Origin of the sequence: Streptomyces sp. NPDC021622 (assembly GCF_040640795.1) — a bacterium.
GTDB lineage: Bacteria > Actinomycetota > Actinomycetes > Streptomycetales > Streptomycetaceae > Streptomyces.
In genome coordinates this window covers 102,242-115,821 of the sequence record NZ_JBFACK010000007.1, presented here as the reverse complement: position 1 = coordinate 115,821, position 13,580 = coordinate 102,242, and the positions used below count along the sequence as shown (strand labels likewise).

Here is a 13,580-nt window from a genome sequence, read left to right as displayed (position 1 = left end):
AAGGCCCTGCCATGTCCGATGTGTTGCGCGCCCCTGCCGAGCTCAAGTACGCCGAGGAGCTGGACTGGCTCGAGTCCGTCGACGACAACCCCAAGCCCTTCTCTTGGCGGCTGTCCCCGAAGATGGTCCGCCTGTTCGTCCTGGGCTCCGAGCGCTCCGACGGCCTTGACCGGAAGATCTCGCAGAAGTGGTTCGGCGACCGCAGCTTCGTCGAGCGCTCCATCGTCACGCTGGCCTCCGACCGCGGGCTGCTGCTCATCGGCGACCCCGGTACCGGCAAGAGCTGGCTCGCCGAGCTGCTCTCCGCTGCGATCAGCCGCAATTCCACGCAGGTGGTGCAGGGCACGGCCGGCACCACCGAGGACCACATCAAGTACTCGTGGAACGTGTCCATGGTCATCGCCAAGGGCCAGTCGCGGGAGTCGATGATCCCCTCGCCGATCATGACGGCGATGGAGACCGGCACGATCGGCCGCTTCGAGGAACTGACCCGTTCGACCAGCGACGTACAGGACGCACTGATCTCGATCCTGTCCGAGAAGTACATCTCCGTACCGGAGTTGGGCAGCGACGCGGACAGCGACAACATCGTCTTCGCCAAGCCCGGCTTCTCCATCATCGCCACGGCCAACAGCCGTGACCGCGGCGTCAACGACCTGTCGTCGGCCCTCAAGCGCCGCTTCAACTTCGTCCGCATCCCGGTCGTGACGAACAAGAAGAGCGAGACGGAGATCGTCCGCTTCCGCACCGAGGAACTGCTGCGCCGCCACCAGATCGACCTGGACGTGCCGCCGACACTGCTCGACGTACTGCTGCAGAGCTTCGCCGACCTGCGCGCCTCGTCGGCCGCGGCCGCGAGCGACGACGAGAAGCTGGAGTCAGCCCTGTCCACCGCGGAACAGATCGGCGTGCTTGAAGACGCCATCCTGCACAGCAACTTCTTCGGCGAGCGCGCCCTGACCGCGCACACGCTGGCCTCCTCGCTCGTGGGGTCGCTGGCCCGGCGCGAGCCCGAGGACCTTGCCATACTCAACAAGTATCTGCACGGCGTCGTCGAGCCGCGCAGCAAGGAAGTCGGCGGCTCCTGGCCGGAGTTCCTGGAGGGCGGCCGCGACGCGATCGCCACCCTGTCATGAGCGGCACCCAAGCGAGCAACCAAGAGAGCAACCAAGAGAGCAACCGAGCGAGCACTCAGGCGAGTACCCAAGTGAGCACCCGCGAGGGCACCTTCGAGGCGCTGCGCGGACAGTTGCAGGAGGCCGCCGCGACGTTCGCCGACGGGCCCGATGCCCTGCAGGGCATCCTCCTCGGCCTGGTCGACGACGTCGACCGCGCGCTCGGCGAACCGCTGGAGATCTTCCCCGTCTGCCATCACTCGCCGGCCTCGGCGCTCGCGATGGCCCGCCGCCTGCGCGAGAAGCAGCCGAAGGTCGTGTACGTGGAGCTGTGCGAGGACATGGCGCCGCTCCTGACCGAGCTGCGCAACTGCAGGCTCCCGGTGGCGGTCCAGTCGTTCGCCACCGAGGTCGACGGCTTCCCCGCGGACTGGTCGCCGCTGTCGGTGGTCGCACCGATCACCGAGGCATCGGCCGAGTACCAGGCGATTGCGTACGCACTGGACACACCGGGCGTGGAACTGGTTCTCGTCGACCGCTCGTCGGACCACGTCTTCCAGTGGGACACGCGCGGCAAGCACGCCGATGACCCGGCCGGCCCGGCCGATCCGGACGCACCGCCCGCCGACGAGGAGGCCGCGCTGCACGGCGACGCGGTCGGCGTGGAGATCGGCGACCTGCGGCCGCGCTTCGCCGAACTGGAGGAGCACCTGCTGCGCCACGGCCGGGTGCGGCACTGGTCGGAGTGGTGGCACCAGTACGTCGAACTGCCGCTGGGCGACAGCGACCACGACACCTACCGCCAGGTGATGCTCCTGATCGGCAGCCTCTTCCGGCGCCTTGCGCCCGGCGACCCGCACCGGGTGCGGGTCGACGAGGACCGCGAGCGCTATATGTGGACCAGGATGCGCGAGCACCTGGCCGCGACCGGCACCGATCCCGCCGACTGCCTCTATGTCTGCGGCGCCTTCCATGCGGCAAGCCGCGTCGAGGAGTTCGGCGTGCACGGCACCGACACCTTCGAGATCAGCCCGCGCAGCGCCACAAAGTGGCAGCACGGCCTGATCCCGTCGAGCCACGCGTCGATCGAGGCGCAGTTCGGCCTCGCCGCCGGTTCGGTGTCCATCGCCGCGACGGTCTGGGCGAAGAACCTCAAGCGCACCAGGACGGAGCCGTACCGCCTCGCAGGACAGGCGGGCGCGAAGAAGAAGTCCAAGGCCAAGAAGGCGGCCGCCGCACCACCGCCCGTGCCGGCGGCCGAGCCCTCGGACAAACTGACCGGCTTCCTGCGGCAGCCGCCCGTCCTCGACCGGCTCGACGAGGCCGAACTGCTCGGCTGGTCCGTGGAGATCGTGCGCGCCGCGCGCCGCAACGGCTATCTGGCCTCCACCGCCGACGCCATCGCGGTGTTCGAGACGTCGATCCTGCTTGCCGGGATGCGCGACCGGGCAAGGCCCACGCCGTACGACTTCCAGGACGCGGCCGTCACGTGCATCGAGAAGGACTCGGTGCCCGGCCGGCGCGACATACGCCGCCTCGTGGAGATCATGATGGGCGGCGACCGGATCGGTCAGGTCGGCTATGAATCGCTGCCACCGCTGGCCCGCGACGTGCACGACCGCCTCGCACCGCTGAACCTGCCGCTGGAGAAGCGCGGCGTGCAGCGGGCCTTGCTGGACATCGCCGGGCAGCCGGAGCTGGGGCCGTGCTCCGACGTGCTGTGGATGCTGCGCCATCTGATGCCGCACGGCGCCGCACGTCCGATCATGGGCGAGCGGAAGCTGGGGGAGCGGTCCATCCAGGAGTCGTGGGACCTGGCCCTGGGCACCCACCAGCGCGCGCTCATCGAGCTCGGCTACGAGGGCGTCAGCATCGAGCAGGTCCTTGAGCAGCGCCTGCGCCGCACCGCGTACGGCCCGCAGGCCACCGCGGCGACGGTCCTGCAGGCCGTCGAGGACGCGACGCTCTACCTGGGCAGCCGCCGCCTCGCCGACGAACTGGGGACCCGCGCCCTGGAAGTGCTCTCGGCCGAACGCAGCGTGGACGGAGCGCCGGAAGTGCTGCGCCGGGTGCGGCGGCTGCTCGCCCACTACCGCACCAGCGAGCCGACGCTGCCGCCGTGGATCGAGTCCTTCGTCAAGGCCGGCTACGCCCACTACTGCACCCTGCTGCCGACGGCCTTCACCGACGAGGACGCCACCGTGCGCCAGGTGGCGGCGATGCTGGGCTTCCTCTTCAGCATGGAGAGCCTGGCCCTGTCGCTCGGCTGCGACCGGACCCAGCTGGAGCTCGCGGTCGCCCAGTCGCATCCGCAGGACCCGTCGAAGACGGCGCTGCTCTGGGCCGCCCAGACGCAGCTGGGGAACCTGTCCCGTGCGGACCTTCGGGCCAGGTGCGACGAACTCCTGGGCAACCCCCTGGTGGTGCCCGCCTATCCGCGCTACCTGAGCGGCTTCGTGCACGCCCTGGAACCCGTCCCGGGTCTCACCGACTTCGTCGTGGAGGCGGTGTCCAACGCGTTCGGACGGCTGCCGGACCCGGTGCTCCTGCCGTGGCTGCCGACGCTGATCACCACCCTGCGGGGGAGCGGCACGGACCTGGCGCCGCTCCTCATCCGCGAGGCCGGACGGATCTTCCCGGGCAAGCTCGCGGCGCTCGACGCGTGGGTGCCGCCGTGGCTGGCGCAGCCGGAACCGGTGGCGATGCGTCCGGCGGGGCCCGCCGACGGTGCCTCCGGCTGCACGCTGCTCGCCGCCCACCCCGCGACGTGCGACGCGGTGGCGAGCCTGCTCGGCTGCGACGGGACGTGGGAGACGGCGGATGCGGGCCCGTCGGGTGCCGCACTGGCCGGCCGTCATCCCGAGACGGCACTGGCGCTTGAGGCGCTGCTGTCCGGCGCCTGACCTCGACGGCGTGACCTCCGAACTCGTCCGTGGCTCGCGGCAGTACCGCGAAGCCGCGGGCGAGTTCGTGTTTCCCGGCAGCACGAGCGTTCCGCGAACCCGCGCGTTGCAAGGTCGTGAAGCGGGCCACCGGCACCTTGACCGTGCTTCCGGCCGGCGGCCATGCTCCTGGACATGACCGCGATGACCCCTCTTGTCCCGCGGCTCCACGTCGACCTGGGCCGTCTCGCCTCGGCCGCGTGTCGCCGGCGCATGGCCTGACCGGCCTCTCGGCGCCCTCCTCGCCCAGCCGCTCGGCGGCTCACTCACACCTCCGCAACACCACCAACACCACCAACACCACCAACATCACCTCAACTCGGCCGACACCGGGACGAGGTGATCCGTGCTGCCCATCGAAGGGATACCGGCCCCATGACCTCCGCACCCGCAGTGGAAACCCCGCACGGCCCCCAGACCCCCGGCATCGCCGTCCAGAAGGTCGGCGGCCGCATCGGCGCCGTCATCTCCGGCGTCCGCCTCGGCGGCGACCTGAACGAGACGGCCGTGGCCGCCGTCCGCGCCGCACTCCTCGAGCACAAGGTCGTCTTCTTCCGCGACCAGCGGCACCTCGACGCAGAGAGTCACGAGGCCTTCGCCCGGCTGCTCGGCACCCCCGTCGCCCACCCCACCGTGCCGTCCGTCGACGGCCGTTACGCCCTGGGCATCGACAACGACCACGGCGGCCGCGCCAACCAGTGGCACACCGACGTCACCTTCGTGCCCGCCTACCCGGCGTTCTCCATCCTCCGCGCCGAGGTCATCCCGCCGTACGGCGGCAACACGCTGTGGTCCAACACCGCCGCCGCGTACGCCGAGCTGCCCGAGCCGCTGCGGGTGCTCGCCGACAGCCTGCGGGGGGTGCACACCAACGACTACGACTACGCGGCCGTACGCCCCGGCGCCCCGATGGCGGCGCTCGAACAGCATCGGAGGGTGTTCACCGCGGTCACGTTCCAGACCGAGCACCCCGTGGTGCGCGTCCACCCCGAGACCGGGGAACGCACCCTGATCCTCGGAAACTTCCTGCAGAAGCTGACCGGCTTCAGGGCCGCCGACTCCCGCGCCCTCATCGACGTCCTCCAGTCGCACGTCGAGCGGCCGGAGAACACCGTGCGCTGGCAGTGGCGCGCGGGCGACGTCGCCATCTGGGACAACCGCGCCACACAGCACTACGGCGTGGACGACTCCGACGACCACGAGCGGACCCTGCGCCGCGTCACCATCGACGGCGATGTGCCGGTCGGCGTCGACGGGCGGCGCTCGACGCTGCTCACCCCGCGGTCCGTTCCCGAGCCCGTGCACGGGCTCGCTTCCGGCGCCTCCACGGACGGCACGGTCGCGGAGGCGCCGGGGGGCCTTCAATAAACCTGCACATCGAATACCCGGTCCAGTCACCGTATTCGGCGAACACTTCACACAAAGCCGTGTGTACGGGCCACAGGTCAGACGCTTTTGGGGACGGAGTGTCCGCTTTGTTGAAGGGAGTCCTGCGGCCCGCCCGATTTCCTCATGTGAAGCTTGTGAAGGAGCTGCCGCCATGCGGTGAACATGCCTGCACGCAGGGGTGATTCGTCCTCGCATTCACAGCCGACGGCCGTCCGACCGATTGGATGTGCGACATCCGAACGTGCTTTGATCCTGCCCACGCGGAATTCGCAGTTTGGGTTCCGCATTCTTAGAAACATCTTTGCAACAACCATGAGAAGGGCAGCTCACATCATGAACTCCACCCCCCAGGTCCAGACCCTCGAGATCTCCGACGCCGACCTCGACAACGTCTCGGGTGGCCTCTCCGCCAACGCCGTTGGCACCGTGACCGGCACCCTCGACTCGATCGCCCCCGTCTCCTCCACCGTCGGCACGGCCGTCGGCCTCGTCGAGGGCACCACCGGCCTGAACACCGCCCCCCTCGCGGGCCTGGCCACCAGCACGGTCGCCGGTCTCTGAGCATCTCGCTCGCTGAAACACCATGATTCGTGAGCCCCGGAACATCCAGTTCCGGGGCTCACGGACGCCATAAGCAAGGTAGGGAAGAGCCCCGTGCAGTTCCGCCAACAGGCCCTGTCCAAGCTGCAGTCGCCCGAGGAACTCGACCTGCCGGTGCGCTACGCCCGCCCCCAGGGCCTGCTCGTCCTCGCCATCACCCTCGTCGTGATGGCCGCGGCCGGTGTCTGGGCCGTGACCGGTTCGGTCTCCTCGACGCTGCGGGCGCCCGGCATCCTCACGCACGGCCAGGGCAGTTACGTCCTGCAGAGCCCCGTCACCGGGCAGGTGACCGGCGTCCTCGTCGAAGAGGGCGAACGGCTCGCCGCCGGCGCTCCGGTGCTCAAGGTCCGTACGGAACAAGGCGACAAGGTGGTCCGCGCCATCGCGGCGGGCCGCGTCACCGCACTCGTCGCCCGGATCGGTACCGTCGTCACCACGGGCGCCGACGTCGCGACCGTGGAGCGCGTGGACGGCAGCGACGACCCGCTCCTCGCCATGGTCTACGTACCCGCGGACAGCGCGGCCACCGTCCCCGTCGGCGCGAAGGTGGACCTCACCGTCCAGTCCGTGCCCACACAGCAGTACGGCGTGCTGCGCGGGCACGTGAAGGCGATCGGGCGGTCGGCGCAGAGCGCGCAGAAGATCACCGGATTCCTCGGCGACAAGGAACTGGCCGAACAGTTCACCGAGGCAGGACCACCCGTGGCGGTCCTCGTGCGGCTCGACCGCTCGTCCGCCACCAAGTCCGGCTACGCCTGGTCGTCGGCGGGCGGCCCGCCCTTCGCACTCGACTCCATGACCCTGGCCACCGGCGCCTTCCACCTCGCCGAGCAGCGCCCGATCGATTGGCTGCTTCCGTGACCGCACCGCACCCCTCCCCGGCACACCAGCAGCAACTGCCGCCCCCCGGCGGACGCCGCAGGCACCGTCCCGAGCCCCCGCAGCGCGGCCGCCGCCGCGCGGCGCAGCGCCCCCCGTCCAAGGGCAAGCGGCAGAAGACGGTGCGCACCCCCACCGTCCTGCAGATGGAGGCCGTGGAATGCGGCGCCGCCGCGCTCGCCATGGTCCTGGCCCACTACGGAAAGCACGTCCCGCTGGAGGAGCTGCGCATCGCCTGCGGCGTCTCCCGCGACGGCTCACGGGCCAGCAACATCCTCAAGGCGGCGCGCAGTTACGGCCTCACCGCCAAGGGCATGCAGATGGAGCCGGCCGCGCTCGCCGAGGTCAAGGCGCCCGCGATCCTCTTCTGGGAGTTCAACCACTACGTCGTCTACGACGGCATGGGGCGCCGCTTCGGCCGCCGCGGCGTGTTCATCAACGACCCCGACAAGGGCCGCCGCTTCGTGCCGTCGGAGGACTTCGACACCAGCTTCACCGGCGTCGTCCTCGTCCTCGAACCCGGCGACGACTTCCGCCCCGGCGGGCGCAGGCCCGGCATCATGCGGGCCCTCCCGGCCCGCCTGCGCGGCACCACGGGCACCATGCTCGCCGCGCTCCTGGCCAGCCTGCTCCTGGTGGCGGTCGGCGCGGCGCTGCCCGCGCTCAGCCGGACGTACATCGATCTGTTCCTGATCGGCGATCAGACCTCCCTCCTCGGCGCCCTCTTCGCGTCCATGGGGGCGATGGTCGCGCTGACCGTGGTCCTCACCTGGCTGCAACAGGCGAACCTGCTGCGCGGCCGCATCATCTCCTCCACCCTCAGCAGCGCCCGCTTCCTGCGCCATCTGCTGCGCCTGCCCGTCACGTTCTACGCCCAGCGCAGCCCCGCCGACCTGGTGCAACGCCTGGCGTCCAACGACGCCGTCGCCGAAACCCTGGCGCGCGACCTCACGGCCGCCGGTGTCGACGGCATCGTCGTACTCCTCTATGCGGCCCTGCTGTGGACGTACGACCCACAGCTCACCCTCGTCGGCGTGGGCATCGCCCTGCTGAACATCGTGGCGATGCGCGTCGTCATCCGGCTGCGCGCCACCGGCACCCAGAAGCTGCGCGCCGACAGCGCCAAGCTCACCAACACCTCGTACACCGGCCTGCAGTTGATCGAGACGATGAAGGCCACCGGCGGCGAGAACGGCTACTTCCGGCGGTGGGCGGGCCAGCACGCCACCACCTTGGAGGAGCAGCAGCGCCTCGGCGTGCCCAGCGCCTGGCTCGGCATCGTCGCACCGACGCTCGCCACCCTGAACAGCGCGCTGATCCTGTGGATCGGCGGCCTGCGCGCGGTGGAGGGGCATCTCTCCATCGGTCTGCTCGTCGCCTTCCAGGCCCTGGTGACCCGCTTCACCGCGCCCATCACCCGCCTCAACGGGGTGGCAGGACGCATCCAGGACTTCGCCGCCGACGTCGCCCGCCTCAAGGACGTCGAGAACTTCCCCGTCGACACGCTCTACTCCCGCCCCGAACCGGCCGCGAGCACCCGCCGCCTCAAGGGCCACGTCACCCTCGAGGACATCACCTTCGGGTACAGCCCCCTGGACAAGCCCCTGTTGACCGGCTTCTCCCTGACGGTCGGTCCCGGCCAGCAGGTCGCGCTCGTCGGCGGCTCGGGCAGCGGCAAGTCGACCGTCTCCCGGCTGATATCGGGCCTCTACAGCCCGTGGGAGGGCACGATCCGCATCGACGGACAGCGCCTGGAGGACATCCCGCGCGGCGCGCTCGCCGCCTCCGTCTCCTTCGTCGACCAGGACGTCTTCCTCTTCGAGGGCACCATCCGCGACAACGTCGCCCTGTGGGACCCCTCCATCCCCGACGACGCCGTCGTCGCCGCGCTCAAGGACGCCTGTCTGTACGAGATCGTCGCCCGCAGGCCCGGCGGCATCCACGGCCGCGTCGAGCAGGACGGCCGGAACTTCTCCGGCGGGCAGCGCCAGCGCCTGGAGATCGCCCGCGCGCTGGTGCGCCGCCCCAGCATCCTCGTCCTCGACGAGGTGACCAGCGCCCTGGACGCGGAGACCGAGCAGGTCATCATCGACAACCTGCGCCGCCGCGGCTGCGCCTGCGTCGTCATCGCCCACCGTCTGAGCACCGTGCGCGACAGCGACGAGATCGTCGTCCTCGACCACGGCTCGGTCGTCGAGCGCGGCCGCCACGAACACCTGGTCGCCGCGGGCGGTCCCTACGCCGACCTGGTCAAGGAGCACTGAGGTGACCTCGGTACCGGAGCAGTACACGCACACCGCGTACGGGGACGACGCGGTTGCCGCCGCCTTCGGCGCGCTCGGCACCCCCGCCGACTGCACGGGCCTGCGCAGCGTCCACCTGGAGGGCCCGCAGGTGCTGTGGCTCGTCGTGGCGGGCGCCCTCGACCTGTTCGCGGTCGACGCCGTGCAGCAGGGCCACTGGCATTTCCTGGGCCGCCTCGAACCCGGCACCCTGCTCCTGGGTCCGGTCGAAGGCCCCCAGCACACCCTCGTCGGACGCCCCCTCCAGGGCTGCGAGCTGCGCCGCATCCCGCTGCGCGAGCTCTACCGTCCCGACTTCGGCGACACCTGGGCCTACGAGCAGCAGTACCCCAGCCAGTACGACACCCAGGACCAGGCCCTGAGCCTGCTCGAGCACGCCTTCGCGCTCGGCATCGGACGCAGCCACCGGGTGCTCTTCGAGGCGCCGCTCGACGGGCGCATCATGGGCGACGACGTGGTGACCGACGACGAGATCCTCTGGATGCCGGTCGCGCCGGGCAGCGTGCAGTACGGCGCCGCCTACAGCGCGGAGGCCGCCGGCGATCTGCTCGTCGACCCCGCCGTCTGGCAGCGCATGGTCAACCAGCAGTACCGGCTGCTCTCCACCCTCGACCGCTGGATCGAACGCCTGGAGCGCGCCCACGAGGACCGCACGGCCGCCGGCATCAAGGCGGGCGAAACGGTCCGAGAGCAGGCCGACCGGACCCTGATCGCCTCCATCGGCCGCTCGGGCAGGGGCGGTTCGGGCCGCCCCGCGTCCCAGGGCGGCGACGACATGACGTACGCGGCCTGCCGTCTCGTCGCCGACGCGGCCGGCATCAAGCTCGCCGCCCCGGCGGAGAGCGGTGCGGTCAGCGACCGGATCGACCCGGTGGAGCAGGTCGCGGTGGCCTCACGGATCCGCACCCGGGCCGTCCGGCTCGATGGCGACTGGTGGCGCGAGAACGCAGGACCCCTGGTGGGGCACCGTGCCGCGAGCGGGGCGCCGGTCGCGCTGCTGTGGCGACGCGGCGGCTACGAGTCGGTGCACCCCTCGTCCGGGCGGCGCACGCGCGTCGACGAGGACAACGCGGAGGAGTTCGAGCCGCAGGGCGTCATGTTCTACCGGCCGCTGCCCGACCGGGCGCTGACCCCCTGGGGGCTTTTCCGCTTCAGCCTGCGCGGCAACGGCGGCGACGTACGCAATCTGGCGATCGCCGGTCTGGTGACGGTCCTCATCGGGGCCCTGGTGCCGATCGCGACGGGCCAGGTGCTCGGCGTGTACGTCCCGAACGCCGAGAAGAGCCTGATCGTCCAGGTCTCCCTGGCCGTCATGATCACCAGCATCGTCTCCGCGGCCTTCATGCTGCTGCAGAACCTCACCATCCTGCGGATGGAGGGCCGTATGGAGAGCGCCCTGCAACCCGCCGTCTGGGACCGCCTGTTGAGGCTGCCTACCCGCTTCTTCGCCTCCCGCTCCACCGGTGAACTGGCCAGCGCGGCGATGGGCGTCAGCGCCATCCGCCGGGTGCTCTCGGGCATCGGCCCGGTGGCCCTGCAGGCGGGCACGGTCGGCGCGATGAACCTCGTCCTGCTGCTCCTCTACAGCGTGCCCCTCGCCCTGGCCGCACTCGGCATGCTGGTCGTCATCGCCGGGGTGTTCCTCGCCCTCGGCCTGTGGGAACTGCGCTGGCAGCGCCGCCTTGTCGAGCTCGGCAACAAGCTCAACAACCAGGCCTTCCAGACCCTGCGCGGACTGCCCAAGCTCCGCGTCGCCGGGGCCGAGAGCTTCGCGTACGCGGCATGGGCGGGGGAGTTCGCGCGCAGCCGCGAGCTCCAGCAGCGCGCGGGCCGCATCAAGAACCTCACGACGGTCCTCAACGCGGTCTATCTGCCGCTCTGTACGCTGATCATGTTCGTGCTCCTCGCGGGCCCGGCGCACGGCAGCCTCACCGCGGGGGAGTTCCTCACCTTCAGCACCGCCGTGACGATGCTCCTGACGTCGGTCACCCAGCTCACCGGGGCGCTGATCTCGGCGGCCGCGGTCCTGCCGATGTTCGAGCAGATCAAGCCGGTGCTCGACGAGGCGCCCGAGGTGCGCGGCGCGAGCACGCAGCCCGGCGAACTCCAGGGGGAGATCGAGGCCCGCTCCGTCTCCTTCCGCTACACGGACGACGGCCCGCTGGTCCTGGACGACGTGTCCCTCGCCATCCGCCCCGGGGAGTTCGTGGCGATCGTCGGCCCGAGCGGCTGCGGCAAGTCGACGCTCCTGCGCCTGCTCATCGGCTTCGACAAGCCGGTCGCGGGCGGCGTCCTGTACGACGGCCAGGACCTGGCCGCCCTCGACCAGGCCGCCGTACGCCGCCAGTGCGGGGTCGTGCTGCAGAACGCGCAGCCGCTCACCGGCTCGATCCTGGACTGCATCTGCGGCGCCGAGACGTTCACCCAGGAAGAGGCCTGGGAGGCCGCGGCGATGGCGGGCCTCGCCGAGGACATCAAGCGCATGCCGATGGGCCTGCATACGATGATCTCCGGCGGGGGAGCGGTCTCCGGCGGCCAGCGCCAGCGCCTGATGATCGCCCAGGCGCTGATCCGCCGCCCCCGGGTCCTCTTCTTCGACGAGGCGACCAGCGCCCTGGACAACGAGACCCAGCGCACCGTCATCGACAGCACCCGCGCCCTGAACGCCACCCGCGTCGTGATCGCCCACCGTCTGTCCACCGTCCTGGACGCCGACCGCGTGATCGTCATGTCGGAGGGCCGCATCGTCCAACAGGGCCCGCCCGCCCAGCTGTTGGCGGACACGGGCGGACGGCTGCACGAGTTGGTGCGGCGGCAGCTGAGCTGACCCCGTCAGAGAGACGCTGAACCGTCAGAGGGATCCGGGGACGACGAACAGACCCCAGGTGACGAGTGGCGCGACCACGGCAATGCCAAGACCCCAGGCCATCAGCCGACGGAAGACGAAGTCACGCTGTTCCTCAGGGGTGTTGGCGGTCACCAGCGCCCCGCTGGTGGAGAACGGCGACGCGTCCACCACGGACGCGGAGATGGCAAGGGCGGTGATGAGCCCCACCGCGCCCACCTGGCCGTCGAGCAGGAAGGGCACCGCCAGGGGGATCAGCGCCCCGAGCATGCCGGTGGTCGACGCGAAGGCGGAGACCACCGCGCCGATGAGGCAGATCAACAGGGCGCCCACGAGGGGCGCTTGGATGGCGGCGACCTCCTTGCCGAGGTAGTCGATGGTGCCGATGCGCTCCATCTGGCTCACGTAGGTGACGATGCCGCAGACCAGCAGCACGGTGGACCACGCGCACCGCTCGACGGCGCCCTTGGCCGACTTCGGGGAGATCAGCGAGAGCACGACGGTGATGCTGAGCGCCATAAGCCCCACGTCGAGGTCGAAGAAGAGCGCTCCGCCGACCAGGCTGAGCAGACCGAGCAGGGTCAGGGCGCGGGGGCCGTCGAGGCGGACGGGCGGTGTGTCCGCTGCCGGGGGCGCGGTGGCGGTCGCGGTGCTCGCGGTGTCCGTGGTGCTCGTGGCGACGGTGAGGGTGGGCCCAGACGTTCCGCCCGCCTCGACCAGTCGACCGCCGGGCGGTCCGTCGTCCCGTCCGGCCGGAGCGGGGCCCGCGCTCCCTGCGTCGCCGCCGGTGTGGGTCGGTGCGCGTTGCCCCAGCAACTGCCGTCCGCCGAAGACGAAGAAGACGATGACGCACAGGACGACGTTGAACAGGAACGAGGCGGTGACGAGCATCGCGGGGCTGCCCGGCAGATCGTTGCGCTCGACGACGTTGTTGGTGATGCTGCCGAACACGCCGATGGGCGAGAAGCCGCCCGCGCTGGCCCCGTTGGCGATGAGAAGCCCCATGAGCACGGGGTTGATGCCGTACGTCGCGGCGAAGCCGAGCCCGATGGGCGCGATGATCCCGACGGCCGCAGGGGTGACCGCGCCGACCGCGGTGAGCACGGCGGTGACCAGGAACATGACCCAGGGGACGAGGGCGATCCGGCCCCGCACCGCCTTCACGGCCGCGTGCACGAGCCAGTCGACCGTGCCATTGTTCTTCGCGATGGCGAACAGCAGGGTCACGCCGACCAGGACGACGAAGAGATCGCCGGGGAACCCCGCGAAGAGGTCGTCCGTCGATTCGTCCGCCACCGTCGAGCCGATGATGAACGCGGCCACCAGGGCGAGCGCGCCCAGATGGACGGAGGAGAAGGTCGCGATGGCGAAGATCAGCACCAGGGCGATGATGGAGATGACTTGATCTGACACGAGGGCTCCCTTGCCGTCGGCCGATGGTCATGTCACGGAGCGCCGGGGCGTGTTGAGGCCGGGGCGCGTGAGGGGCTCAGGGGAATGGAGGGAT

General features: G+C 70.7%; 9 protein-coding genes. 8 read left to right on the top strand and 1 reads right to left on the bottom strand.

Annotated elements, in window-relative coordinates; translation table 11 throughout:
* Positions 1–11 precede the first annotated feature (11 nt).
* The 8 genes from AB0G47_RS15900 (at position 12) to AB0G47_RS15865 (ending at position 12,055) form a co-directional block, all read left to right on the top strand.
* Positions 12–1,136: an AAA family ATPase gene (locus AB0G47_RS15900; RefSeq protein ID WP_360769325.1), complete on the top strand. Its 1,125-nt coding sequence runs from the start codon at positions 12–14 to the stop codon at positions 1,134–1,136.
* On the top strand, positions 1,133–4,018 hold the full coding sequence (locus tag AB0G47_RS15895) for a DUF5682 family protein (protein WP_360769322.1): 2,886 nt from the start codon (positions 1,133–1,135) through the stop codon (positions 4,016–4,018). Before AB0G47_RS15900 ends, AB0G47_RS15895 begins: the two co-directional genes overlap by 4 nt.
* Before the next feature lie 162 nt (positions 4,019–4,180).
* Positions 4,181–4,279 carry a putative leader peptide gene (locus tag AB0G47_RS15890; RefSeq protein ID WP_323178738.1) on the top strand — a complete coding sequence of 33 codons (99 nt, stop codon included), beginning with the start codon at positions 4,181–4,183 and terminating at the stop codon, positions 4,277–4,279.
* 153 nt (positions 4,280–4,432) lie between these two features.
* Positions 4,433–5,425, top strand: coding sequence for a TauD/TfdA family dioxygenase (locus tag AB0G47_RS15885; protein WP_360769319.1), 993 nt, complete (start codon positions 4,433–4,435; stop codon positions 5,423–5,425).
* 354 nt (positions 5,426–5,779) lie between these two features.
* Positions 5,780–6,007, top strand: coding sequence for a type A2 lantipeptide (locus AB0G47_RS15880; RefSeq protein ID WP_360769316.1), 228 nt, complete (start codon positions 5,780–5,782; stop codon positions 6,005–6,007).
* Between the two features lie 93 nt (positions 6,008–6,100).
* A complete protein-coding gene (locus AB0G47_RS15875; RefSeq protein ID WP_360769313.1) occupies positions 6,101–6,907 on the top strand; it encodes an HlyD family efflux transporter periplasmic adaptor subunit in 807 nt (268 codons plus the stop codon).
* Positions 6,904–9,189 carry an NHLP family bacteriocin export ABC transporter peptidase/permease/ATPase subunit gene (locus AB0G47_RS15870; RefSeq protein ID WP_360769311.1) on the top strand — a complete coding sequence of 762 codons (2,286 nt, stop codon included), beginning with the start codon at positions 6,904–6,906 and terminating at the stop codon, positions 9,187–9,189. The genes AB0G47_RS15875 and AB0G47_RS15870 overlap by 4 nt, the downstream gene beginning before the upstream one ends.
* 1 nt (position 9,190) lies before the next feature.
* The gene (locus AB0G47_RS15865) at positions 9,191–12,055 is read left to right on the top strand and encodes an NHLP bacteriocin export ABC transporter permease/ATPase subunit (RefSeq protein WP_360769308.1); all 2,865 of its coding nucleotides are present in this window, start codon (positions 9,191–9,193) and stop codon (positions 12,053–12,055) included.
* 24 nt (positions 12,056–12,079) lie between these two features.
* On the opposite strand, the gene AB0G47_RS15860 is transcribed toward AB0G47_RS15865, so the two are convergent.
* Positions 12,080–13,486 (bottom strand): SLC13 family permease, encoded by a 1,407-nt coding sequence (locus AB0G47_RS15860; RefSeq protein ID WP_360769305.1) that lies wholly within the window; start codon positions 13,484–13,486, stop codon positions 12,080–12,082.
* Positions 13,487–13,580: the final 94 nt, after the last annotated feature.

What these genes read in the sequence shown, in the direction of transcription:
- AB0G47_RS15880 (WP_360769316.1), top strand. Translation starts at nt 5,780, where the DNA reads ATGAACTCCACCCCCCAGGTCCAGACCCTCGAGATCTCCGACGCCGAC.
- AB0G47_RS15885 (WP_360769319.1), top strand. Translation starts at nt 4,433, where the DNA reads ATGACCTCCGCACCCGCAGTGGAAACCCCGCACGGCCCCCAGACCCCC.
- AB0G47_RS15890 (WP_323178738.1), top strand. Translation starts at nt 4,181, where the DNA reads ATGCTCCTGGACATGACCGCGATGACCCCTCTTGTCCCGCGGCTCCAC.
- AB0G47_RS15900 (WP_360769325.1), top strand. Translation starts at nt 12, where the DNA reads ATGTCCGATGTGTTGCGCGCCCCTGCCGAGCTCAAGTACGCCGAGGAG.
- AB0G47_RS15895 (WP_360769322.1), top strand. Translation starts at nt 1,133, where the DNA reads ATGAGCGGCACCCAAGCGAGCAACCAAGAGAGCAACCAAGAGAGCAAC.